Raw genomic sequence first — 23,007 nt, forward strand, 5'->3', positions numbered from 1 at the left:
TCCCATCTCGCCTCTATTGCACCAAGAACTCGGTGAAATAGATATCCTGAACCGTGCCTTGTTTAAGAGCTCGGTTCAGATTGGTCATCAAGGTCTTCTTTAGCGCCAATTTTCCGGAAAGACTTGAAATGTCGTCGTATTCTTTGCTGGAAAGAAGCAAGAGCACGGAATCCCTCAGTTCCCCGATGCGATTGTCGATTTCTTGTGAGACCGCTTCATTGCTGAGGCTCAGCTGCATGGTCACCTTCAGGTACCGTTCGCCACCAGGGTCGGCTAGATTGACCAAAAAGGTGTCCAGGTTTTTCACCACCGGCTTGGCTACGGAAGCTTTCGCCTCTGCGGGCTTGGCTTCGGTAGTCTCGGGGGCGTCGGAGGCGGCAAAAAACTTCTTGTAGGCAAAAAAACCACCTCCTCCCAAAACAGCCAGTCCAATAACAAGGATGAGAATCTTGAGGATCGGGGACTTCTTTTTAGGTTGTTCGTCGGTGGCGGGAGCCTTTTCATCCTTGCCTTTTTTCTTGGGCGCCATGACCTCACTCCTTGGATGCATCTAAAGGCTTTTTAATCAAACCGACTCGTTCGTTCGCTTGGAGCCACGAACGAATGCAATTTTTGTTCAATCACTCTAGGGTTCTCTCCATTGGCGACACTCACAATGCCGCTGATAATCATTTCCTTCACCAAGGTTTCTTCCTGGCTTCGTTTTTTGAGTTTTCCCGCCATCGGAAGGCATACCAGGTTGGCCGCCACAGCCCCGTAAAAGGTGGTGAGCAAAGCCACAGCCATGGCAGGTCCGATGGTACTGGGATCATCCATGGTGGCCAGCATTTGGACGAGACCGATCAGGGTGCCGATCATCCCCATGGCCGGAAAAAAGGTGGCCATGGTCGTCAAAATTTCGGCCCCGGACTTGTGCCGTTCTTCCAGATAAGAAATCTCGGTTTCCAGAATGTCTCTGATGGCATCCGGTTCCATGCCGTCGATGGTGAGTTGCAAGCCCTTGACGAGAAAAGGATCGTTTAAATTGGGAACTTCCGATTCCAAAGCGAGAATCCCTTCTCGCCGCGATTTGTTGGCAAACTCCACAAAGCGATCCACCACCTCTTGAGTGCTCCACACCTTGGTGAAAAACACGTTTTTGACAACCTTCACAACACTCAGAACATCCGCGAGAGGGTAATTGATCATGGTGGCACCGAGGGTTCCTCCGAAAACAATCATAATCGAAGGAATGTTGATAAAAAGGCCGAGACTTCCTCCCATCATGATGGAGACGACGACAAGAGCGAATGCGGAAACGATGCCCACAACCGTTGCAATGTCCATAAAGCTTCAAACCCCTTGTTCTTCAGACCGTTCGTCCATCCATTCTTTTTTCTCGACCAAGAGTGCGCCCCCGGCCCCCGCCATGGTTTGCGATAGCAATCCTCGCGCCAGGATACGCTCAACGGAAAAACGCATCCTTTATCGCTATCTTAGGCGATGACGGTCAAAGGAGTGTCAAAATCATGACGGTAAAGGGATGGAATGCTTTGGCCGAGCTGGGCGTGGTGTCTTTGATGGTGCCTTGAATGTGAGCAAACCCCGGCAACCCGGGGTTTGCTTAGGGAGTTGAAAGCCTTAGAGGTTCATTAGCGCACCATGTTGACGGCTGTATTCAGGAGTTCCGCGGAAGTGGTGATGGTTTTGGAATTGGCGTTGTAGCTGGCCTGGTAGGTGATCATGTTCACCATTTCTTTAGCGATATCCACGTTGGATCCTTCAATGGTGGAGCTGAAAATGTTTCCTCGAATTCCATCGTTTGCCACGCCATGAATGGGGAATTTGGATTCCGGTCCTTGTGTGAAAAGGTTGTTCCCCTGGCGAATCAACCCGTTGTTGTTGGCAAACGTGGACACGCGAAGCTGTGCGTTCAAGACCGGTTGGGGATCGTTGGATGTGGCCATCCAGTTTTCTTCAGACCAATCACTCCCGCTGGCAAGAGTCGCGCTGACTTCGGCGATGGAGTAGTAGCCGGGTTGAGCATCGGGGTTGATGCCGGGCAAATCAGGGGTGCCGTCCCCGTCGATGTCGATTTCCGTCAGAGAAAATTCGGAAAGGTTGATGGCACCCACAAAGGCATCCATCTCACCGTCCCCGTCGGTATCTGTGTTGAACTTCAGATGAAACGAGTCGTCTGCACCGAGTGTAAGCACCAGTTCTGTGCCGTCATTAAGGGCGATGGTAATGTCGCTATTTACGGGATCCTTGATATAGACACTGCCGTAGGCTTTTGGGGATTGGTTGGCATTAGGAGCGTAGATCACCACCTGGGACGGATCCGTGGGAGTCCCCCAGATCTGGCCGTTGCTATCCACATAATAGTTGGCGAAGCGCGGGTCGCTGGGATTATCCACCTTGATGGCGTTCCCGTCACGGTTCAGCACACGGTAACCCAATTCATTCACCAGATACCCGTCTTTGTCCATATGAAAACTGCCGTCTCGAGTGTAGTAAACATTGGTTGTCCCAGGCACCTGCACACTGAAGAACCCTTCGCCGTTAATGGCGACGTCGGACCAGCGAGTGGTGCTGATAAGAGGCCCTTGTGAGAATTGAGTGACAATGCCCATGATGGCCGTTCCGGAACCTTCCCGGTCTGTATCTTGGGACAAGGTGGAATAGTACCCGGCCACAAGATCGCCGAATCGTACACTATTGCTCTTGAAGGCCGTGGTATTCACATTGGCGATATTGTCGCTGACCACCGTCAAAGCGGTGGCACTGGCGTTGAGTCCACTGACGCCGATGTTCATGGCTTGGCTGATTCCCATAATTGACCTCCTTAGGAAAAACCTTTCGTTTCTTCGTGAAAACGACCTCGGTGTCGCTCACACCTTATGCTGCAATGTCCTGAGTCGTTTCTTGACTCCCCGATGTGATTTCGATGCTGGTGATAAAGCTCACCGGCACGCGAAGACCTCCTTGCTGTTCCAAGACCACGTAATTGACTCCTTCCTCCATAACGAATCCGCACACTTGACCCAAGACCAACGGCTGCACAGGAACGGATTCACCGGAAGAGTTTGTGGCTTTCACGGTGAAGGTATAGGTGCCGTTAGGGACGGGCTTTCCTTGGTTGTCCTTGCCGTCCCAGGTGAATTCATGACGGCCGGCATCAACGGATCCCACAGAAAGGGTGCGCACCGTTTTCCCTGCACTGTCGGTGATGGTAACTTCTACGTGGGCCCCATTGTCCAAAGTGAAACCGGCTCGGGAAACGTTGCCGTCTTTCAGTTGGAGTTGATTGTCCAGAGCCACCACGGTTTTTCCAAGCAGCTGCACGCCCAAAGAGTTGTTGATAGAAATCAGATAGTTCTGTTGGGTCTGAAGCTGCGCATGGACTTGGGTGAGTTTTTCCACCGTACTGAATTGTGCCAGTTGGGCGGCCATTTCGTAGGACGCCATGGGGTTCGTGGGATCCTGATGCTGCAGCTGGGTTGTGAACAGCATCAAGAAAGCGTTCATGTCCGAAAGATTTTTGCCGCCCAGCGTGTTAGCCGCCGATGCGGTCACCGCGTCTTGTGTCAAAGCAGGCACTGACGCCACGGCCATGATTTTCCTCCGTCACGCTTTAGACCCGCACGCTGAGAGTTCCACCCAGGACAGAGTCCAGCACGTGCAGTGTGTTCACGGTCTTATCGGGCTCCTCGCTTGAAGAAGCCACCATTGGGGCCGGCGTGGTGTTGAGCAGCCAGTGGGCGCTTTGTTCGTGAGCCAAGGTGCCGTTACCCTGGTGCACATCGACGGAAAAGTGGGTCAACTGAAGACCCTCCTTGGCAAGGACGTCTCTGAGCAATGCACTATTGCTGTGAAGAATGTGACGCACCTCAGGATGCTCCGTTTGAACCAAAGCGCTCACTTGATTCCCCTGGGTTTCGACCCTTAGAACCAGCCGGCCCAGGCTTTCAGGCTGAAGTTCCAGAGTCAAAACACTCTTGCCGCTCCGGGAAAGGGCTGCCAGTTTACGGCCTAGTTCGTGAGGCCATTCGGGTTGGACAAGAGATAAAGTCGCTAGGTTTTCAGCGGCCTTGTTTTGGGCTGGGGAGGACGGCGAGATACTGGCCGAAGCCGGTCCCCAAAAAGATTCTCGGGCTGAGGTGTTGACGAATCCATCTTGAGAAGGTGGCGGTTGATTGTTGAAAGATGAAGAATCGCCTGCCGAGGAATCCAGGGTGCTCGAATCCTTGCTCGTGACCGCAAGCTTTGCCTGTGAAAGATCCTTGGCGGTGTCTGTAAGCAGAGAGTCTGAAAAAAGGGATGGATTTTCCATGGATTCACCCACGCTTTCCGAAGAAATCAGAGACCAGGCAGCCGGTTGGCTTCCCTGACGGTACGTGGGGTCGAAGGTCAATCCTGTGGGTTTTTCGCTGAAATTTTGTCCATGAGCCTGAGAATCCCGGGAAGGAGAAAGGCTCGAGAACACCGAAGTATCTTCCATGAGTGAAGCTCCAGGTTCATGGAGACCCTTCGGACCTGTTTGACCGATCTCGTTTGAAAAGCTGCCGGTCCAAGATTGCGAAACGTTTTGGTGGAAAGACGCAAGTTCGGTCTTTTGAGGAATCCCGTTTGCCGAAGCCGAAGAAGGGAGCTGCAGAAGGTCTAGAGGGGGAGCGTCTTCGTTTGGAGCTTCAAGAGTCTCAGCTCTTTGGGCCTCAAGGATTGCGGAGTTTTCGGAAGAGTTTGTCTCCCCGACAGGCGTTTCCTTCATTTCGTCTTTTTTCGAGGCAAGGGATGCCTTGGAATCAGGTTCTTGAGTTCCGCCTTGGTTTTGGCTTCCTTGCCAAACGCTGAACGGCGAGTGCTCCCAAGGCCCTGTGAAATCCTCTTGAATCGCATCAAACATGCCTTCAGGGCCGAAGGTATCGGCAGGTGCTGTGGCATCAACGGTCTCGAAGGGGGTCGTGGCGGTTTTGTGAGACTCAAGAGAATCTGATGGAGCTTCCGCCACAGCCAGGAGATTCTTTAATGTATTTATAAGCTGGTAGCGGTCATAAGATGAAGACCCTTCTCTTTCGTTCGGCTTGGATACGACCTGATCCTTTGTGTCGGACCAACGAATAGCTTTCAGAAGCTTTTGAAAGTCATCGAAAGAAAGCTGTTCCTGCCCGAAATCGGTCAAGGAATCTTCATGGCTGCGTTGCAACATGGCGACAAATTCTTCGAGGGATAGAGCTCCTTGATCGCCTGTGAGAGTCGCTGCTCTTTTGGTTTGATCCGCGCTTACGTGAAAGAGGGCAAGAATTTCCTGCACCAATAAAGGGTCCGCGATTTCCATGTGAGGCTTTTCACCGGTTTGGCCTCCGAGGACTTTCTGAGAACGATGCGGAAGTTCACGCTTCAAAATGGAAAGGTTTTGCGAAGTCCCGTAAACATTTCCGGCAGGCTGTTTGGTTTGTGAAAGTCCCCCGAGAAGAAGCCGGCTTTGTTGTTGCACTTCCGCAGCGAACAAGGAAGATTCCGTGGCGCGACTCAGCCTTTGTCTCTCCTTGCAAACAAAACGACTGACAAGTTCAGCGCGGCCGATGGAAAGTCCTTTCATGAAAACCCCTTTTTTTTGTGAACCAAAAGTGAGCGTTTTCGACTTGTACCGCAGCCCTCTTTGAGCAAGCCGAATGCCAGCCCGAGTGAAACCATTAAACATAATGTTTTCAATGGCTTGGATATTTACGGGTGGTATTGAGCATGGAGGGAAGGAGGAAATTTTTTCACCATGTCCTGCAAGAGTTGCCAAGCGTGGTGTTCGAAGGGCAAGACGGCAGGGGGCAAAAGCCAAGTGGGGGAAAAAGCCCTCAACGTCCTGTGAGGGCTCTGGAGAGTTTGGCGGCTTTTTTGGTTTCCATGGAAGCGAGAATTTTGGCCACCTGATCCGGGCTCATGAGGCTGATGACCTTGACTGCCAGGGGTTCATCCAAGGTTTCCAGAAGTTGGCTCGCTTCCTTGGGCTTCATGTTCCCGTAGATTTTGGCCAGAGCTTGAACCTGAGCGTTTCGAGCCTGTTCGCGTTCTTCTCGAAACGCTTGAATTTCCTGTTGAGCCTGTTTGATTTTGTCTTGGATGGCGATGAGCTCTTTCAAGCGGTTTTCTATTTCCTGCTCCATTTCCCGAAGGCGGGCTTCCCTTTCTTTCAGTTCCATTTCCTTGGTTTCAAGGGCCTTTTTCTGTTCTCGAACGGCAGCCCATGTTTCTGGACTCACAAAAATTTCCTCGGAACCCCTGCGGGACGATTCCGCCGCGACGTCCCCAGTTCCGAAATCCTTTTTGTGAGGTGCCGCCTGAGCGGTCTCTTGAGCGTGGACTTCCGCCACGCTGATGGAAGACGAAGCTTTCGCGAAAACAAAAGGGCGATGAGGAAAAAGCCGAAGCGCTGTGACACCCAATTTTCCTACGGACAAGAGAACAACCAGGACCAGAAGCGCCGGAAGCCACGAACGTCTTGCACGAGCTTTTTCCGAAGAGGGTTCTTGGTTAGGACAAGCCTTCCCCGCAGGTGTCGACATCCGTTCGCGCGCCGAGTTCGTCAAGCTTCTTTTGTTCTCGCTTTTTTTGATCTTTTCGGAACTTTTCATAATCGACCTCTTGAAGCCGTTCCAACTTCTTGACCTCTCGGTCCCTTTCCACAAGTCGCTTTTGCTTTTCCTGAACGAGTTGCCAGGCATGGTCCCTGGCTGTCTTAAGCTTTAGCAACCGGTGTTCCAAATCCAAGAGGTAGCGCTCATAAGCTAAATGTTCCCCCAAAGGCAGACCTTCTCGTGTACGTTGCTGCCAACGGAGCCGACAACTTTCCAAGGTTTTTTCGGTGCTTGCCAGGATCTTTTCAACTTCGGCGGCCTGTTCCACCGCACGGGCCAAATCCACCTGGGCTTCTCGAAGCTGTTGCCGACGATGTTCCAGAAGCTTAGAGAATCGGTAAACGAAACCCACGAGTGCCCTTCCTCCTTAGGCTTCAAAAAGGTTACGCAGCGCCTGGTGAGCTTCTTCGGCGGTGCAGCGTTGAGTGACTGGTTGTCTGAGATAGTCGTTGAGTTTATCGATCATCTGAATGGCATAGTCCGTCGGTGGATGGCTTCCTCGCACATAAGCCCCGATTTGAATCATGTCTTCGCTTCGTTTATAATCCGCCAAAATCTCGATAAAACGCGTGGCCAAGGTTTTGATTTCGGCATCCAGAATGCGATCCGTCAAACGACTGACGCTTTTTAAGGGATTGATGGCCGGGTAATGGCGGCGATGCGCCAAATCTCTGTCCAGGACGATATGACCATCCAAAATGGAGCGAACCGTGTCGGCGATGGGATCATCCAGGTCGTCTCCTTCCACAAGCACGGTATAGATCCCGGTAATGGTGGCTTTTTCAAAACTTCCGGCCCGTTCCAGAAGTTGAGGCAAGAGCCCGAAAACACTTGGAGGGTAGCCTTTGGTGGCGGGGGGCTCCCCGGCGGCCAAGCCGATCTCCCTTGCCGCCATGGCGAACCGGGTCACGGAATCCATCATGAAAAGGACGTCCATTCCTTGGTCACGAAAAAATTCCGCAACAGCACAGGCTACGTAGGCGGCTCTAACCCTCAAAGTGGCTGGTTGGTCCGACGTGGCGACAACCACCACCGAACGAGATAACCCCTCTTCGCCCAGTTCGCTGTCCAGAAACTCGTTGACCTCACGGCCCCGTTCCCCGATGAGGGCGATCACATTGACGGGAGCCGAGGTGTAACGGGCCATCATGCCGAGCAAGGTGCTTTTCCCGACACCCGATCCGGCAAAAATTCCCATGCGCTGTCCTTTACCGATGGGAAGAAGGCCGTTGATGGCGCGAATTCCCACATCCAGCTGTTGCGAGATGATGGGGCGCGTGAGGGGATTGGGCGTGCTGGGACGTAAAGGATAAAGCACGGTCTCCGCAATGGGACCGGCAGTGTCCAAAGGCTGTCCCATACCGTCAATGACTCGACCCAGCATCTGAAGGGAAACTGGGCAGGAAGAAAATTTGGCTTCCACGGTGACCTTATCTCCGGGAGCCAGATTCCGCAGCGGGGATAAGGGACTCAGTTTCAGGCGTCGTCCCACAAACCCCACGGTTTCGGCCATGACGGTTTCGCAACTCCCTTTAAGATGAATACGACAGATATCCCCCACCGTGGCCTCCAGCCCCACCACTTCGATAAGATTTCCCACTAAAGCGGACACCTTGCCGTAGGTTTTCCATCGGGGTGTTCGAGGCACTCGTGTGAGGACGCCTTTAAGGCTTAGAGGATCCATTTCTTTTTGGGGAGATGCCGCATCAGGAGTCATGGGCGAAGAGGACCTCCCGAAGATTTTCCAGACGTGTTTCCACCAACGCATCTATTTCCTGGATGGCACTTTCCACACGGCAGCCGCCTCGACTCATGGTAGGATCCACCGTGACACGAATCGAGCCATGACCGTCGTAAGGTGTGGCAAGCCATCGTGCCAAAACTCCGTGCTTCTGTAAAAGATCGCGGTCCTTGGGATGGAGCACGATGGTGATAGTGTGGGATCGATCCATGTGTTCAAGAATGTGGTCCACCAGGTTTTCCACAACCAAAGGGTTGATGGAGACGGCGGCTGTTAAAAGATGCCGGCTGATGCTCAAGGCTGCTTCAAGCAACCAGGTGCGGTAATGACGCATGAGTTCCTTGGGTGTTTCTTCTAAGGAATCCGCGAGAATCTCCAATCGTTCCCGCACCTTTTGAATGCTGCTGGCCCCAAAAGCGTAGCCGTCCTTTTGGCCCTGTTCATAGCCCTTTTGGTAGGCTTCCCTTTCCAGTTCCTGTGCACGCCTTTCGGCTTCGAGCAGACGCTGCCGAATCAATGTTTCCAATTCACTCAAAGGGTCAGGGTCATCCGGTGCTTTTGGTGTTTCCGAAGGTAGAGAGGTTTCAAAAGGGATCGACGATGGGTCCCGAGAAAGCTTCGTATCGAGGGCTTCAAAGGCAAAACGGGACACGTGGGCAGAGCCGGTTCCCTTGAGCACTTTAAACGAGGGCATCGCCGCCGTCTCCTCTGGCCAGAATCAGTCGACCTTCTTTTTCCAGTTTTCGAGCCACATTGAGGACATTGCGCTGTGCCGCTTCCACGTCGCTGAGCCGCACCGGGCCCATGACCTCCATGTCTTCCAGAAGCATTTGGGCGGCTCTTTGAGACAGATTCTTGAGGATTTTCTGTTTGACTTCTTCGGAGGCTGTCTTGAGGGCCAAGGTGAGGTCCTCGTTGGTGATTTCCTTGAGCAGTTCGCGGATTCCCTGATCGTTCACATTGACCAGATCATCAAAGACGAACATGAGGTTTCGAACGTTATCCGCAAGTTCCGCGTCGTAGTCTTCCAGAGCTTGAAGGATACTGTCACTGGTGCGACGATCGCAGCGGTTGAGCAATTCCGCCACCGTTTGCACACCACCCACGACCTTGTAACCCTCATCGGACATGGACAGAAGTTCCTTTTCCAGGACTTCGTCCACTTCGCGCAGTAAATCCGGAGGGACCGTCTCCAAAGTGGCAATGCGATTGGTGACTTCGAACTGAAGGTTTTCCGGCAAAAGTGAGAGAACCTCACTGGCCTTTTCATGTTCGAGGTGGACCAAGATAATGGCGATGGTTTGCGGATGTTCGCTCTTGATGAAGTTGGCGAGCACTCGTGCATCCACATCCTGTAGGTTCTTGAAGGGTATTTTCCGGTTTTCTTCTTCAATGCGACTCAAAACCGCTCCCGCTTCTTCCGGGGGCAGCACGGCAGGAAGGAGTTTTTTAAGGAGCACCGTACCGGGAATCTGAATGGCCGGTTCCTTTTCCATGTGCTGGAGGAATTCTTTGAGCAATTCATCGACGGTTTCCTTGGCCAGGTTTTCCATACGGGCGATTTGGGAACCGAGCTTTTGAATTTCCTGAGCAGTGAGGTTTCTAAGGATTTGAGCGGATCCGGCTTCTCCCAAGGCAAGAAGGACTGCAGCCGCTTTCTGCACACCCGTTAGTTTAGCCATGATCTATGCCTCCTCACGCATCCACGCTCGAATAACCTGAGCTGCCTGCACAGGGTTTTCCTGAACCAGGCTGATCACCTGATCGCGTAGAGAAAGTGCTTGAGGGCCTTCAAGGAGTTCTTCTGCTGCTCCTTCAGGGAGGGCGGCGGGCAGTTGGGCCGCCGTGCTCTGTTCCCCCATCTTTTGAAAGCGTTTCATAAAGGGGCGAACCACGAAGACGAAAACCAGGACGGTCAGCAGCACGTTGAAGAGAAGCTGTTGATGCTTTTTCAGTAATGCCAGATACTTGTTTTCCACGGGAAGCTGAGCGACCTCCGACGGGTCTGCGGCAAAAGCCACATTAGAGACCGTTACCTGGTCTCCGCGAGCTTCATCAAAGCCCACAGCCTTTTTGACCAATTCTTCCAAGCTTTTCATTTCTTGAGGGGTTCGGCCTATAAAGACCTTTTCTGAAACACCATTCTGTCCCGGTTGCATTTGATAAGGTCCGTCGACGATCACAGCCACCGAAAGTCTTTTAAGGGTTCCAGGGGCTCGAAGAATCTGACGGCTGACGCGATTGATCTCATAATTGACGGTTTCTTTTTGACGATTAAAACTTTTTTGTTGCTTGGCTTCCTCTTCCAGCACCTTGCCTTCGATGTTAATGGGAGCGTCAGGATTGCCTCGCGCTTGCGGTGCAACACCTTGAGAATTTTCCAGAGTTCTTTGTTGACTTCGGACCACGGCACTGTCCGGATCATAGATGTCTTCGGCAACTTGAATACGACTGAAATCCAGTTCTACGGAAACCTGGGCCGTTACCTTGTCCGCGCCGACGACTCGGGCCAGCATTCCCTCCACTTTGGACCTCAAGTCGTCTTCAAGGCGATTCTTGATTTCCAGGTGCACGGGGTTCATCTGTTGATCGTCCCCAGAACCCTCTTTGCGAAAGAACACCTTTCCATCCGTGCTCATGATGGTGACGTTTTCCGGATCCAATCCCTTGACGGCGGTGGAAACCAGATGGGCGACGGCATGCAACTGTTTGGTGCCCAATTTGCTCCCGGGCTTAAGCTTCAAAAACACGGAGGCTCGAGGTGGTTTTTGATCTTCCTTGAAGAGGGCTTCTTCGGGCAAGGTCAGGTGTACTCGGCATTCCTGGACCTCTTCCATTTGCGCGATGGTACGCCCCAGCTCTCCTTGCAGCGCTCTTTGATAGTTGATCTGCTGCACGAATTCGGTGCTTCCAAGACGTTGCTGGTCGAAAATCTCAAAGCCCATTCCGGAACCTTTGGGCAGCCCTTCCGAAGCCAAGAGCAGGCGGGTTTCATAGAGCTTCTCCTTGGGGACCGAGACGGCGTGGGATCCCGTGAGCTGGTACGGGATTTTCTTTTCTTTGAGCACATTGACGACGGAGGCCAAGTCTGTTTCTGACAAGTCGGACAACAAGGGCGCATAGTCCACGCGATTGATAGAATAGAACAAGTAAAAGAGGCTCGCTCCAAGGAGCACCATAGAGCCGATGGAAAGAATTTTCTGAGGCAAAGAAAGGCTCGCGAAGCTTTCTCGAGCCTTGGTGAAAAGGAGCCGAAATTTGTCCATGGATCAGAAGCCTCCTTTTCCCGGGGCTAAAACTGCATGCGCATGATTTCCTGATACGCTTCCAGGGCCTTGTCTCGAAACCGCACCAGCATTTTGAGACCGATTTCGGCTTCTTGAAGAGCGATCATGGTTTCATGAATGTTTTCCGCACCTCGCAGCGCGCCGTTTTTCATGGCTTCTTCAGCCTGGTTTTGAAGAGTGTTCACCTGTCCCACAGCGGTCTTGAGTTCTTCGGCAAAGGAAGATTCTTGTGCCGAAGACTTTTTGACGAGCTGGAACTCATCGGGCGTGCTGACCGGCTTCCAGGTCTGTTCGATACGCATGAATCCCGTCTCCTAGGGGCTCTTTAACGGCCCAGTTCCAGGGCGCGCAGAGCCAAGGTCTTGGCCGTGTTTAAGGCGGCCAGATTAGCTTCATAAGAACGAGCCGCATTAAGCATGTTGGCCATATCTTCCACAGGATTGACATTTGGCAGTCGTACCATTCCGTTGGCGTCCGCATCCGGATGGTTCGGATCATAGACTGTCCTGAAGTCCCGTCCATCCGGAACCACAGCCGACACTTCCACCCGTTCCAATTCCCCTTCCATAGCTTCGCGAAGCATGGCATCAAAACTATCGTCCTGCGGGACACTTTCGTAGATAAGAGTTCTACGCCGGTACGGGGTTCCTTCAGAGGTCCGGGTTGTGTTGATATTGGCCAAGTTGGCCGAAAGAACATTGATCCAGGCGCGATGAGCGCGAAGCCCCGAAGCGCTGATTCTCATGGAGGTTTCAAAGTCCATCAGCGTCCTCCTTCAATCGCCGTGCGCAACAGGTTGAACTTCTTGTTGAGCATGGTCAGCATGAACTGGTACTCGACACTGTTGTGGGCCAAGAGCACCATTTCTGCGTCCAGGTCCACGGGCCCGGTTTCCACCAGTTCCGGAGTCTTCATGATCTCTTCCACAGAGGTGGGGTCCCTATGGCCCATAGAGGTTTTCACCAAGGAAAGCCCATCCTCCTCCATCGATTCCTTGAGAGCCTCCTCAAAGGAAAGGCGCTTGGCCACATAGCGCGGCGTGTTGATGTTGGCCAGATTGGCTGCCACCACCTTTTGGGTGAGGGCGTTGAGGTTGAGCCGATCCCTCATGAGGTTTACCGTGCGGTCAATGGGATGCGTCTCCGCCATGACTTCCTCCTTGTGTCTTTCCATGAAATCCACAATCCAAAATCCAAGCAAGGCTCATACCAGGTATTCCACAAGACGCGTTTCCTTTGATCATAGATGAGGATTTCGTTAAAGAGAGGCCACAACATGGCTTCCCGCATGACTTTTCAAGCGACTCTTTCGAGCTTCCAGGGATGGGCTCAGTTTCTGACATGCTTCAAAAACATTCATGTCAGAAAGATTGCGGTGAACTTCAACGTGTCAAAAAAATGTCAGGGTGTGTCTTGAAGGTCTTGAGCGTATTCGTGGAGTTTGTTTCGCAGTGTGCGGACGCTGATTCCCAAGATTTCAGCCGCTCGGGTTCGGTTCCCGTCGGTGTTGGCCAAAGCTTTTTCGATCATGCGCCGTTCCATCTCCTCCAGGCTCATTAAGGGAAGGGAAACGTCATGATCGACTTCCACCGGGTCGAATTCCAGGTCTTCGGGTTCTAGGACGGGTTTGTCCGCCAGCAGCACGGCCCTTTGCAGGACGTTTTCCAGTTCTCGAACGTTTCCGGGCCAGGGGTATTCCTGGAGCTTTTTTAGGGCTTGAGGGGATGTGGTGATGGTGGAAACGCCGTGCCTTTTTTGAAATTTTTGAAGAAAGTATTCCACCAGAACGGGGATATCGTCGAGGCGTTCCCGTAAGGGGGGAATTTTCAAGGGGATCACGTTGAGCCGGTAGTAGAGGTCTTTTCGAAACCTTTGTTCTCGCACCGCCGCCGCCACGTCCACATTGGTGGTTGTGACAACACGCACGTCCACGGGAACGGGGTAACGACCCCCAAGGCGGTCCACTTCTCCTTCTTGAAGCACACGTAGAAGCTTGGCCTGTAGGTGGATAGGAATTTCCGTGATTTCGTCCAAAAGAAGGGTTCCCTGATGAGCCAGTTCAAATTTGCCTTTCCGCAACCGATTGGCTCCCGTAAAGGCACCCTTTTCATAGCCGAACAGTTCGCTTTCCAAAAGGCTATCAGGAAGCGCCGCACAGTTGACGGCGAGAAAAGGTCCACGCGCTCTTCGACTATGAAGGTGAATGAATCGAGCGAAAAGTTCTTTGCCCGTGCCGCTTTCTCCCTGGATGAAGACCGTGGCGTCACTGGTCGCCACCTTCATGGCGATGGTTTTCAACTTGAGCATGGTAGGATTGCGGGTGACGATGATGTCACTTGCATCCGGCGTTGCAGCCATATTCCTGAAATTTTCCGCTTTTCGGCGTTCTTCAAGCCAGAGTAGAGTCTGCTTCACGCGTTCATGGCTGACGGGAAGCACCCAAAAATCCTGAGCCCCCCGTTGCATGGCCTGCACGGCGTCTTCCAGGGAAGGTTCGGGGCTGAGCACAATGACCGGTAAAGGATCGTCCAATGATTGGATCTTTTCCAAAAAGTGCAGAGGTTCCGTGTCCTGGCCGTTGAGTAGGACGAAAGCCGCCTGGGGAGGATCTTCCTCCAGAAGAGCCAGGGCTTGGGTGACGGTGCGTACCGTGGTGCAGCGGTGTCCTAGGTTCTCCACCAAATGGCGTAAGGGATTAACCAGTGCCTGCCGACTTTCCAAAAAGGCGACATGCATCGTCTTTAACTTTCCTTTACCAAGATCTCATTTCGAGTGATGTCAACCGTCATGAGGCGTTGGCATCCTTTTCCGGCGTCCAGGAATTCCATGGGCTCATCCTGAGGTAGTCGAGCTTTTGCTTTGCTGCCGTTTTCCACAGTTCCTTGGGCGATTGAAGAAGGATGGAAAGCACCTTTTCCGCTTCTTCACGTTTGCCTTGTTCAAGCAAAAGCGAAGCTTTTTCATACATGAGCTGATTACGCAGATCTTCTGAGTGGACCTTATCGATCCCTTGGTCAAGAAGCTGAACGGCCTGATCGTACATGCGGTTTTTCTGGCGGTATCGGCTGGCTTTGAGGCTCAAGGCCACAAGCAACGAAGGATCCTGCCAGTCCGTGCGACGAAAGCAGGCTTGGGCCCAGGACATGGCGGCTTCTTCCTTGCCTGTTTCAAACAAGCTTAATGCAACCAAGGCTGCTGTTTCCACGGGGCATTGATCTGGTCCACCGTGACGTTTCGCTAAGGATTCCCCAACGCGAAGGACGGCCGAACAGTCCCTCATGGCAAAAGCGATACGGATCAATAGTTTTTCTTTGGCGTCTATAAAACCAGGATCGGACACAGTGGAGACGATGGCATGGGCCTTTTCCAGGTGTCCCAATTCGTAAGCCATCCGGGCCATTGCCAGTCGCCACTGAGGCTTGGGATCTTTTTGGGCAAGATTTTCATAAAGAGCCAAAGCTTCCGGGAAAAGGTTCAGGGACTCATAGGATTGCGCTACGTATGCCAGAACCTCTGCAGCCTCTTGGTCTTGAAAGGCGAAAGGATCGTCTGTGTACAAGGTAATGACACCTTTGACATCCCCGGCTTCAAAACGTCTCTTTACGAGTGTCTGTAGAACCTTTCGCCGAAGAAGACGTAAGTCGTCGTAGACGGGAGCCTTGTCTGCAGATTTCAAGACGGCGTCGATCCGTTCCAGACATTTTTCATGTTGTCCCGTCAGAAATTCGCCGTAAGCCAGTTTAAACTGGATGAAATATTTCAGGGGTCCTGTGCTCTGTCGAGATTCCAAATCCTGGTAGATTTTGAAAGCCTCCTCCCGCAGTTCTGGACCCTGCGTTTCATAATATTCAGCCTTGCGAAGCCGACCGATGATGTCCCCTTCAGAGTCGGGGTAATGGACTTGAATGTGGGCGTAGAGCTTATCCGCCTGAGTGCGGTTGCCTTCGTGCAGGTAAGTTTCGGCTATGCGGGCCAAGACGATGTCTTTGTCGGGAACATCGCCGGCCAAATTGATGTAGCGCATAAGGTAGTTACGACTGGCGGCGAGATCCTTGACGGCAAAGGCGGCTTCTCCCAAGGTTCGATAAATTTCCGGTTTTTGAAGGTAGGCTTCCGGATGCTCCTCAAGAAGGCCTTGCAGGAGACTCAAGGCTTCACCGGCTTTTCCCGTCTGGACGTAAATCTGCGCCACACCCCATCGCGCGCGAAGCCTTTCAGGGGTCTTTAATGGAAATTTTTCAGCTTCCTGAAAAGCCTTGAGGGCTTCCAAAAGATTGTTTCGGCTTGCTTGCATTTCCCCCAGACGAATCCACGCCGGAGCGACGTCTGGATTCTGAGGATGTTCATTAAGGATTCGCTGGTAGATACGTTCCGCTTTTTTCACATCGCCGGCTTTTTCTGAGATTTCAGCCATACGTAACAGAGCCGAAACATGCCGAGGGTGTTGCGGCTCCTTCTGCACCGCTTTCTGATAGGCGGCTATGATCTGTTCAGCGGTTTCGGGAAGTTTATCGCGCAGTTCCTCATAAGTCATGTCAGCCAGATCGTGAAGGGATTGGGCTTGTATGGGGCGAATGATTCTCGAGGATGGCGACTTCATGGGCTGAGAGGAGGCAGGCTCCGCCGCCGGGTGTGTCGTCGCCGACGCCTCCTTTTCCGCTTTCGGTTGTAGAGGCTCTGAGCTTTCCAAAGGAGACAGCCCATTGTCCTTGGAGTCTGATTCTTTAGAAGCGGATTCAGGGGGGGTGTCCCCGGAAGCCTTATCCTTTTGGGCAAAGACCATGGAAGAAACCCCGGACAGCCCGAAGTCGATCACCAAACGATAGCCGCTCGAGCCTCGAAGATTGTTTTCCATGGTAAAAATCTTGGCTTGCGAAAGCGGCTCTTTGAGGGAAATCTTCAAGACGGCTTTTCGGCCGTTAAAGATCCAGTGAAGTTTCTGAATTTTGCCTCGAGGGCTCGGGACTGAGAGTTTTTGTCCTTGATCTCTTTCCAGGTTATCAAAGGAAACAGTCCATTCGCGAGGTGAGTCGTATGAAACTTTGGCGGGAAGATCCCCTTCACAGTCCAAAACGAGCCGGGTGTGGGTTGCATGCAGGCCGAGACGAAGACCGTGAACCATGGTGGCGCTCCACCCCGGGACCGCAAGACAGCTGAATAAAAAAAGAATCAGAGCGCATGTTGTGCTGCGTCGCATACGACCGCGTCCTTTGAGGCTCACGAAGTTCCATGGCCTGGATGAGAATGGAACGCTCCCGAGAGCTTATCTGATCCTTCATCCGGATCCTCGGGCGCTGCTCCCTGGTCTATGAGTCGTTCAGTACCAGGATTTAGCAACCGTCGTACCAGCTGGAAAAAATGGGACCCCGAAATGCCAACGGGGAAAATGGCGGGGCAGGTAAGCTTGCAACAAACAAAAGAAAGGCGACAACGTCAGCAAGGCACGGACAGGCCCTTTCGTCAAAGAATTGACGATATCTTTCAAAAAAGAGCCGGCGTGATGTCGAAAGGATTGACAGGCACACCGGCTTTCGAGAAAGGGAAAGGCGGACAGGTTTGTCGAGCCCTGCGGCTATAGGGAACTAGCTGTAAAGGCCTTTGATGTTTCGGTGGAGTTCTCGAGTTTTTTCCATGCGGGCTCGGTCTCGGTCCATAGCAATGGCGTCCAGTTCCTGTTGCAGCGGAATAAGGTGCGGGTCGTCGTGGGGTTTTCCCGCTCGGTGTGCATCGATCATGGCTCGGTACAGAGCGATCATTCGGCTGATCAGACTGACGGCGTATTCTCGACCTTGCACCTTAAGTGTGGTCAGCCCCAGATCCATGTAATCCCAAAGTTCCTTGCCGTTGATGGCAAAAGCCACGTTGGGATGGCGGCGAATGCGGTCGTTGATGTTTTGAATTTCCTGGTCGCTTCGGCCACGCTTTTTCAGCACTTTTTCTCTTTGCTCATCGGTCAGAAGACACAGACGAAAGCAGCTGCCGCTTCGATCCGGCCAGCCTTCGTATTCCACGATTTCATTGCCGTCTTCATCGTAATAGGTCTTCTTGATGTAGGAATCGCTGATGAGCTCATGGAAACTGCAGTTTCCTACGCCGCCCACACAGCGGTTGCCATGGATCAGAACTTCCGTACCTACACCTTCGGCATCGGCGTCCGCCTTGAAGCGGCGGAGTTTTTCCACGGTATTGATTTCCGTGCTGGCCACGATTTGATGCACGCCGTAAGCTTTGTACTGAGCGATCTGAGCACGGGTTTGAATATTGCAACCGACGCTGGCGTGAATGACCAACTGAGGAAAGTTTTCCGAAACCATCTGCATTACGGCCGGGGTTTTCACAATGACCCCCTCGGCTCCCCATGCGGCGTATTTGGCGATCTTTTTCAGGGCCAGCATGCGTTTGTCTTCGGGAATTTCCGCATTCAGTGCAACTCGAATCTTGCCCCCAAAAGGTTTCGCGACTTCGATAGCTTCCCGAATTTGGGAATCTTCCATTTCCCAAGCGCATTTGCGACGACTGAACCCTTTGGATCCCACATAGACCGCATCGGCACCGCTTTGCAACACACCTTCCACCATTTCAAGACTGCCACCTGGAGCGAGCAGTTCATTCATGGGGCGCCTCCTTTGATCTTTGGCTGCCGCTTCTACCAGCATGAAATGAATTTGACATTTGCCCATGATCCTAATGAAATTATCTCTCAAAAGCAAGATCGAGAAGACATTCCGGTAATGAGCGTTTTCTGGACCTTGCCTCGTGGGCGCATCCTATCCTTTTACCACCACGCCCCGACGCACCTTCCCATGCCATCGGCTTTCTCCTAAACACCTGTCGGGGCCGGCTCATGTGTCCGCCCCCAACCCATCTCCCCCTGGGACATTCCTCCCGAACCGCCTGATCTGTAAGCTCCTAGAATCTTGTCCGAGAACATAGAATGAGCGATTCCAGGCCGAAACGTAGGGGCGCGGCGCACCGTACCCTTATGCCCGAAAACCTTTGGGTTCTGGAAATTCCGGCCTTTGGCTCGCTCATTTTGAGGGGCCGAACGCCCCAGCTCCCAGGGAGAAAGGCGTTCACTGAAAGGCTATCGGTTCAAACAGTCTATCGTTCGACACACGGCCCCATTCCATTCTCGAAAACTTTTTTGGAGCCGACTAAAAAACCTTGGAGCCTTCCCAGACTCATGGCATAAGGACGGAATGTGTTCGGTGGTCATTGCGGGTATTTGAGAACGCGCAAAGACATTGTAAGGCCAAAGTCACGTTCGAAACTTTGGGAGGAGCCCATGAACAAAGCCATGAGGAAGAAAGCATGGTTTCCAGTCTTGACCTTACTCGTGTCCGCTCTGGTTTCCATTTTGGTCGTTCCACCCGCAGGAGCCATGAGTGCTCCGGAATCTCTGGTGGAACGCGCTCGTGTCACCCTGGACAGCATGACCTCGGATCCCAATTTTTCCTGGCTTAAAAACTACCTTCAATACGCTCGAGGCGTCCTCATTATTCCTCAGTTTCTTAAAGGGGGCTTTATTATCGGAGGATCGGGAGGTTCCGGGGTATTTCTGGCACGTGAGCCCCAGACGGGTCGGTGGAGTGAACCGGTGTTTTACACATTGGGAGGGGCAAGCATCGGGTTGCAGATCGGAGCCAGCGCTGCGGAACTGATTCTCATGGTACGTACTGACCGAGGCGTGGAAGCCTTTTATTCGTCCACATTCAAGCTGGGCGCCGATGCCTCCGTGGCTGTAGGACCCGTGGGTATGAGTATGGAAGGCGCCACACCTCATAACCTGAGTGCCGATATTTTGTCCTTTGCCAAAGCGAAAGGACTCTACGCAGGCATGTCCCTGGAAGGAGCCGTCCTGAAAGTTCGAGGTGATTGGAACCAACTCTACTACGGCCAGGCCGTCGGCCCCATGGACATCATCATTCGAAAAGCCGTGAGCCACCCACGGTCGGCACCGCTCAAGCAACGCCTGGAAACCATCTCGACGGGACGCTGATCTCTTCATATTTATCCTTTGCACTGATGAGGCTCAGTCCGAGAACGCACAATGACTGGAGCGTCGAATACCGCTTCAATGGAGGAGCGAGGCGACGCCTCGCCCCTCCAAATCGGAAACTGGGTTATTTCCTAAAAGCGTCAGCTTTTGGCCCTTTAGTCATGAATACACAACGATCTCGGTCCCAGGGAAAGATCTTGCTGCCCGCACATCTCTGCACCTTCGTGACGAAAGGCCCATGCTCTCCAAGAAAAATCTTTTCTGCGACATGCTTTTAAGGAAGGATTTGAAACCCGAACGGAAGGGAGGGCTGAATCCTATCAGCAAGCCAGCGATGCTCTTCGCGAAAGCGTTCTTTATCCTTAGGAGAGGCATAGCGGCTGGCTCCGCTGCTGGTCAGTGCCACGATGTCTTGGGTCCAAGGCAAGTTCCTTTCATGAAAAAAGGTTTTCAGCCTTGAATTCAGGCGTCGTGTGGAGACGAGACTACCACTTTCCCTAAGAAACCAGCTTCTTGGCCTGTAACGATGCGGGTTTTCCAAAATGGAGGCGATAGTCTGGGAAAGCTGAATGTCGGGAACGGCGGCACCCGTTTCATCGGTGAACATGTCCAGGTTCATACCGGCCGTGGAAGAACTCAAGACGCAAGGAATATTGGATCGAAAGTATTCCATCACCGCTCGGCTGGCGTTTTCATAAAGGGACAGATGAACCCCGAGACGGCATCTGGATAACAGTTCCGGGATATCCAAACGTCGTACGTTCGGTCTTACAGTGACCCGGGGCTCCAACCCCCGCTCTTTCACAGCTCGTTCAAAAGCCTCGACGTTTTCCGGGGTTCCTCGACCTAGAAAAAGAGCTTTTTTCTTGGAAAGTTCCGGCTTCAGCAAAAGGTCCAACATGAGTAAGTGCCGTTTTCGCGGCATGTCATCAAACGTGGCGTTGAAGACAATATCAAAATCTTTTCTCGTGTTCGGCAAAGGCGGCTGTGCCAAGTCCTCCAAAAAATCCCCATGAGCCAAGGGAATGGGCACGGCGTTATGTTGTGTTGCAACAAAGTTTCGGTCTTCCGCACCGGCCAGTCCGAAAAGGCAAGGTGTTTTCGACAAGCAGAATCGTCGCCACCAACTGTGTCGCCAGATGACACCCATAGGCGGTTCTACGAAGAGGACAAATCGACGGCCAAGGTCGCCGAGAACGCCTTCGTCCAGGATCAGGTACGGAAGTGAAAAGATGCGAAGAACGCCCTTTTCATGGGGCTCTCGAGGGGCTTTGAGGACTTGCATGAAATGGGAAACGCGCACAGTCTTTTCGCCCTTTTGTGCTATCTTTTCGGTAATCTTTTTCTTTTCTCTTTGAAAAAACTCGCGCACATCCGGTTCTTCACAACCTGATTTTTCCAACGCGGAAAGACGCTGCCATTGACCTGAAAAAGGCAGCAGGGTCAGATACAGCTCTGCCTGGCGGCTGCTCAAATCGTGGCTCTTTTCGGCCTGGCTTTGAAGGACCGAAGCTGTTTTTCGAAGCACCTTGTAAGGAAAATCCAAACCGGGCCCGGCTTCCAGTCTGGGCCTATGCCACACCAACAGGGCTTCCAAGGCCGCCCATAAGTCTTGGCGCCGACAGCCGTGCGCCGTCTCATTCTGAATGGCCCATAACGTCCCGGCCTCGATGTCCCTTTGAAAGGCATCCAGAAGCTCTGAAGCCGCCCCGTAGTCCATAGGAATTCCCTCGAGCAGAACCTTCCGAAAAGTTCCATTCTTCGATGATTTGTTCCATCCTGTTCCCCTTCCGGAACATCAGTGCCGCTATCCCGGCCAGAACCTTAAGACCATGTCTTCATAAAAGACAACGACGGCCGCAAAAAGGCCTAAAACAAGACCATGCTTTTTGGGCCATGGAGGGATTTCCACGATGAGATCCTCTCGATAACCACGAGCGGCCAGAGCCAGCGCGGTGGCTTCGGTACGACCCAACGCTTTGCGAAAAAGAGCCGATACGCTTGTTCGCACATGACGCCATGGACGAAAACCGCCATCGCCCAATCGGGCTTTCTCGGCCAAACGAATGTGTTCCAGATCATCCAGAAGCTGCGTAAAAAAACGAAGTGACAGGGAAACCATAACGGCGATCCTTCGGGCTGGAAGAAAAGGCAGGGGCTGAAGGATCCAGAGAAGTGCATGTTGAAGGTCTCGAGGAGGTGTGACCGCCGTGAAGACAACCGCCCACAACACCATGAGCAGCAAACGAAAACCGCTGATCAGCGCTTGGAAAACGTTGTCTTCAGGAAAAAACTTCAAGATAAGATACCAGAGACTGAGGAAATCCCCGCTTCTTAAAACTTCTTCAAGAGGAATTGTCTGCTCGAGACGCCTCGGTGAAAAGGCCTGAACCAAAAAGATGACTCCCAAAAAGGGAAGCCAGGAACGGAATGTTCGCCACAAAAGAGCCCACGGAAGACGCGCCGCCGCCGTTGTGATCGCAAGCGCTGATGTGATTGTGAGCAAAGCGAAGGCGCTGAAGCGCAGCAGAACGGTGCAAAAAAGAAAAAGAGCTAGGAGCTTCGTGCGGGCATCAAGACGGTGAACGGGCGAAGAGCGCGGCACATAATGAAGGGCTAGGCGGCGAGCCATGGTTGCAAGCCTTTTCCAAAAAGCAGGGAACACGGCGGGCGCACACCGTATCGACCCAGCCGAAAAGCGATTTGGGAAGGCGGTCCCTGATCCACAACAACCCCTTTTTCAAGCACCAGCACGTCTTCCACGTAAGCGATCACCTTTTCCACGTCATGTGTTGAGACCACCACCGTGCGTCCTTCAGCGCGCAGAGACAACATGGCTTCCACAGCCGCCTGGCTTCCTGCCCAGTCCAGATAGGTAAACGGCTCATCAAACAGGATCACTCGAGGGTTCATAGCCACAACGGAGGCCAATGCCACCCTTCTTTTTTCACCGCCGGACAGCGCATAGCAGGGTTTATCTCGAAAGGCCTGCAGGCCGAATCGGTTCAAGACGGCATCGACTCTGCCGCGCACCTCTTCTCTGGAAAGCCCCAAGTTTTCCAAACCGAAAGCCACATCTTCCGCCACGGTTTCCCCAAGGATCTGGTGGTCCGGGTCTTGAAAGACGAGCCCCACTTGAGAACGTAAGGCCCTGGAATCCTTGGCAGGGTTCAAGCCCAAGACACGGACGGAACCGAGGGAAGGTTCATAGAGCCCTGTGAGAATGTGAAGCAGGGTGGTTTTTCCTTGGCCGTTGGCGCCGCACAACAACACAAAGGACGGAGTTTGCAGTCGAAAAGTCACGCCTCGAAGGGCGACGGTTCCATCGGGGTAACGGTAATGCAAATTTGAAGCTTCAATCATGAATCAT

Annotated in this window: 21 protein-coding genes; 1 reads left to right on the plus strand and 20 read right to left on the minus strand. The window is 52.7% G+C overall.

Going from position 1 to position 23,007, the window contains the following annotated elements:
* Nucleotides 1-13: 13 nt before the first annotated feature.
* The 17 genes from WHS46_02105 to WHS46_02185 all read right to left on the minus strand — a co-directional run bounded on the left by WHS46_02105 (nucleotide 14) and on the right by WHS46_02185 (nucleotide 18,252).
* The gene (locus WHS46_02105) at nucleotides 14-529 is read right to left on the minus strand and encodes a flagellar basal body-associated FliL family protein (protein ID MEJ5347471.1); all 516 of its coding nucleotides are present in this window, start codon (nucleotides 527-529) and stop codon (nucleotides 14-16) included.
* Nucleotides 530-561: 32 nt separating this feature from the next.
* A complete protein-coding gene (locus tag WHS46_02110; protein MEJ5347472.1) occupies nucleotides 562-1,326 on the minus strand; it encodes a MotA/TolQ/ExbB proton channel family protein in 765 nt (254 codons plus the stop codon).
* Between the two features lie 305 nt (nucleotides 1,327-1,631).
* Nucleotides 1,632-2,813, minus strand: a complete 1,182-nt coding sequence (locus tag WHS46_02115) for a flagellar hook-basal body complex protein (protein ID MEJ5347473.1) — start codon at nucleotides 2,811-2,813, stop codon at nucleotides 1,632-1,634.
* 64 nt (nucleotides 2,814-2,877) lie between these two features.
* Entirely contained in the window at nucleotides 2,878-3,594 is a 717-nt protein-coding gene (locus tag WHS46_02120) for a FlgD immunoglobulin-like domain containing protein (GenBank protein MEJ5347474.1), read from the minus strand.
* A gap of 19 nt (nucleotides 3,595-3,613) precedes the next feature.
* Nucleotides 3,614-5,581 carry a flagellar hook-length control protein FliK gene (locus tag WHS46_02125; GenBank protein MEJ5347475.1) on the minus strand — a complete coding sequence of 656 codons (1,968 nt, stop codon included), beginning with the start codon at nucleotides 5,579-5,581 and terminating at the stop codon, nucleotides 3,614-3,616.
* 250 nt (nucleotides 5,582-5,831) lie between these two features.
* Complete coding sequence (locus WHS46_02130; GenBank protein MEJ5347476.1) at nucleotides 5,832-6,539, minus strand: hypothetical protein; 708 nt, start codon at nucleotides 6,537-6,539, stop codon at nucleotides 5,832-5,834.
* A complete protein-coding gene (fliJ, locus tag WHS46_02135; GenBank protein ID MEJ5347477.1) occupies nucleotides 6,508-6,963 on the minus strand; it encodes a flagellar export protein FliJ in 456 nt (151 codons plus the stop codon). The genes WHS46_02130 and fliJ overlap by 32 nt, the downstream gene beginning before the upstream one ends.
* Nucleotides 6,964-6,978: 15 nt before the next feature.
* Nucleotides 6,979-8,328: a FliI/YscN family ATPase gene (locus WHS46_02140; GenBank protein ID MEJ5347478.1), complete on the minus strand. Its 1,350-nt coding sequence runs from the start codon at nucleotides 8,326-8,328 to the stop codon at nucleotides 6,979-6,981.
* Entirely contained in the window at nucleotides 8,318-9,046 is a 729-nt protein-coding gene (locus WHS46_02145) for a FliH/SctL family protein (GenBank protein MEJ5347479.1), read from the minus strand. Before WHS46_02145 ends, WHS46_02140 begins: the two co-directional genes overlap by 11 nt.
* The gene (gene fliG / locus WHS46_02150; GenBank protein MEJ5347480.1) at nucleotides 9,033-10,034 is read right to left on the minus strand and encodes a flagellar motor switch protein FliG; all 1,002 of its coding nucleotides are present in this window, start codon (nucleotides 10,032-10,034) and stop codon (nucleotides 9,033-9,035) included. The genes WHS46_02145 and fliG overlap by 14 nt, the downstream gene beginning before the upstream one ends.
* Nucleotides 10,035-10,037: 3 nt before the next feature.
* Nucleotides 10,038-11,618 carry a flagellar basal-body MS-ring/collar protein FliF gene (gene fliF / locus WHS46_02155; GenBank protein MEJ5347481.1) on the minus strand — a complete coding sequence of 527 codons (1,581 nt, stop codon included), beginning with the start codon at nucleotides 11,616-11,618 and terminating at the stop codon, nucleotides 10,038-10,040.
* Between the two features lie 26 nt (nucleotides 11,619-11,644).
* Entirely contained in the window at nucleotides 11,645-11,941 is a 297-nt protein-coding gene (gene fliE, locus WHS46_02160; protein MEJ5347482.1) for a flagellar hook-basal body complex protein FliE, read from the minus strand.
* A gap of 23 nt (nucleotides 11,942-11,964) precedes the next feature.
* On the minus strand, nucleotides 11,965-12,402 hold the full coding sequence (flgC, locus tag WHS46_02165) for a flagellar basal body rod protein FlgC (protein MEJ5347483.1): 438 nt from the start codon (nucleotides 12,400-12,402) through the stop codon (nucleotides 11,965-11,967).
* Entirely contained in the window at nucleotides 12,402-12,788 is a 387-nt protein-coding gene (gene flgB, locus WHS46_02170) for a flagellar basal body rod protein FlgB (GenBank protein MEJ5347484.1), read from the minus strand. Before flgB ends, flgC begins: the two co-directional genes overlap by 1 nt.
* Nucleotides 12,789-13,039: 251 nt before the next feature.
* Nucleotides 13,040-14,374, minus strand: a complete 1,335-nt coding sequence (locus WHS46_02175; protein ID MEJ5347485.1) for a sigma-54 dependent transcriptional regulator — start codon at nucleotides 14,372-14,374, stop codon at nucleotides 13,040-13,042.
* Between the two features lie 49 nt (nucleotides 14,375-14,423).
* Nucleotides 14,424-16,760 (minus strand): tetratricopeptide repeat protein, encoded by a 2,337-nt coding sequence (locus WHS46_02180; protein ID MEJ5347486.1) that lies wholly within the window; start codon nucleotides 16,758-16,760, stop codon nucleotides 14,424-14,426.
* A 460-nt stretch (nucleotides 16,761-17,220) separates the two neighbouring features.
* Complete coding sequence (locus tag WHS46_02185) at nucleotides 17,221-18,252, minus strand: U32 family peptidase (GenBank protein MEJ5347487.1); 1,032 nt, start codon at nucleotides 18,250-18,252, stop codon at nucleotides 17,221-17,223.
* A gap of 671 nt (nucleotides 18,253-18,923) precedes the next feature.
* Between WHS46_02185 and WHS46_02190 the strand changes: the two genes are divergently transcribed.
* Entirely contained in the window at nucleotides 18,924-19,637 is a 714-nt protein-coding gene (locus tag WHS46_02190; protein MEJ5347488.1) for a lipid-binding SYLF domain-containing protein, read from the plus strand.
* A gap of 274 nt (nucleotides 19,638-19,911) precedes the next feature.
* Here the strand turns inward: WHS46_02190 and WHS46_02195 are convergent, their stop codons facing one another.
* The 3 genes from WHS46_02195 to WHS46_02205 form a co-directional block, all read right to left on the minus strand.
* Nucleotides 19,912-21,357 carry a glycosyltransferase gene (locus WHS46_02195; protein ID MEJ5347489.1) on the minus strand — a complete coding sequence of 482 codons (1,446 nt, stop codon included), beginning with the start codon at nucleotides 21,355-21,357 and terminating at the stop codon, nucleotides 19,912-19,914.
* Nucleotides 21,358-21,444: 87 nt separating this feature from the next.
* Nucleotides 21,445-22,269 (minus strand): energy-coupling factor transporter transmembrane protein EcfT, encoded by an 825-nt coding sequence (locus WHS46_02200; protein ID MEJ5347490.1) that lies wholly within the window; start codon nucleotides 22,267-22,269, stop codon nucleotides 21,445-21,447.
* Nucleotides 22,254-23,000 carry an ABC transporter ATP-binding protein gene (locus tag WHS46_02205; GenBank protein MEJ5347491.1) on the minus strand — a complete coding sequence of 249 codons (747 nt, stop codon included), beginning with the start codon at nucleotides 22,998-23,000 and terminating at the stop codon, nucleotides 22,254-22,256. Before WHS46_02205 ends, WHS46_02200 begins: the two co-directional genes overlap by 16 nt.
* Nucleotides 23,001-23,007: the final 7 nt, after the last annotated feature.

Origin of the sequence: Desulfosoma sp. (genome assembly GCA_037481875.1) — a bacterium.
GTDB lineage: Bacteria > Desulfobacterota > Syntrophobacteria > Syntrophobacterales > DSM-9756 > Desulfosoma.

Bases quoted from the DNA above. Each gene is read 5' to 3' on its own strand.
- WHS46_02105 (MEJ5347471.1), bottom strand. From the start codon at position 529: ATGGCGCCCAAGAAAAAAGGCAAGGATGAAAAGGCTCCCGCCACCGAC.
- WHS46_02110 (MEJ5347472.1), bottom strand. From the start codon at position 1,326: ATGGACATTGCAACGGTTGTGGGCATCGTTTCCGCATTCGCTCTTGTC.
- WHS46_02115 (MEJ5347473.1), bottom strand. From the start codon at position 2,813: ATGGGAATCAGCCAAGCCATGAACATCGGCGTCAGTGGACTCAACGCC.
- WHS46_02120 (MEJ5347474.1), bottom strand. From the start codon at position 3,594: ATGGCCGTGGCGTCAGTGCCTGCTTTGACACAAGACGCGGTGACCGCA.
- WHS46_02125 (MEJ5347475.1), bottom strand. From the start codon at position 5,581: ATGAAAGGACTTTCCATCGGCCGCGCTGAACTTGTCAGTCGTTTTGTT.
- WHS46_02130 (MEJ5347476.1), bottom strand. From the start codon at position 6,539: ATGTCGACACCTGCGGGGAAGGCTTGTCCTAACCAAGAACCCTCTTCG.
- WHS46_02140 (MEJ5347478.1), bottom strand. From the start codon at position 8,328: ATGACTCCTGATGCGGCATCTCCCCAAAAAGAAATGGATCCTCTAAGC.
- WHS46_02145 (MEJ5347479.1), bottom strand. From the start codon at position 9,046: ATGCCCTCGTTTAAAGTGCTCAAGGGAACCGGCTCTGCCCACGTGTCC.
- fliG (MEJ5347480.1), bottom strand. From the start codon at position 10,034: ATGGCTAAACTAACGGGTGTGCAGAAAGCGGCTGCAGTCCTTCTTGCC.
- fliF (MEJ5347481.1), bottom strand. From the start codon at position 11,618: ATGGACAAATTTCGGCTCCTTTTCACCAAGGCTCGAGAAAGCTTCGCG.
- fliE (MEJ5347482.1), bottom strand. From the start codon at position 11,941: ATGCGTATCGAACAGACCTGGAAGCCGGTCAGCACGCCCGATGAGTTC.
- flgC (MEJ5347483.1), bottom strand. From the start codon at position 12,402: ATGGACTTTGAAACCTCCATGAGAATCAGCGCTTCGGGGCTTCGCGCT.
- flgB (MEJ5347484.1), bottom strand. From the start codon at position 12,788: ATGGCGGAGACGCATCCCATTGACCGCACGGTAAACCTCATGAGGGAT.
- WHS46_02175 (MEJ5347485.1), bottom strand. From the start codon at position 14,374: ATGCATGTCGCCTTTTTGGAAAGTCGGCAGGCACTGGTTAATCCCTTA.
- WHS46_02180 (MEJ5347486.1), bottom strand. From the start codon at position 16,760: ATGGTTCACGGTCTTCGTCTCGGCCTGCATGCAACCCACACCCGGCTC.
- WHS46_02185 (MEJ5347487.1), bottom strand. From the start codon at position 18,252: ATGAATGAACTGCTCGCTCCAGGTGGCAGTCTTGAAATGGTGGAAGGT.
- WHS46_02190 (MEJ5347488.1), top strand. From the start codon at position 18,924: ATGAACAAAGCCATGAGGAAGAAAGCATGGTTTCCAGTCTTGACCTTA.
- WHS46_02195 (MEJ5347489.1), bottom strand. From the start codon at position 21,357: ATGGACTACGGGGCGGCTTCAGAGCTTCTGGATGCCTTTCAAAGGGAC.
- WHS46_02200 (MEJ5347490.1), bottom strand. From the start codon at position 22,269: ATGGCTCGCCGCCTAGCCCTTCATTATGTGCCGCGCTCTTCGCCCGTT.
- WHS46_02205 (MEJ5347491.1), bottom strand. From the start codon at position 23,000: ATGATTGAAGCTTCAAATTTGCATTACCGTTACCCCGATGGAACCGTC.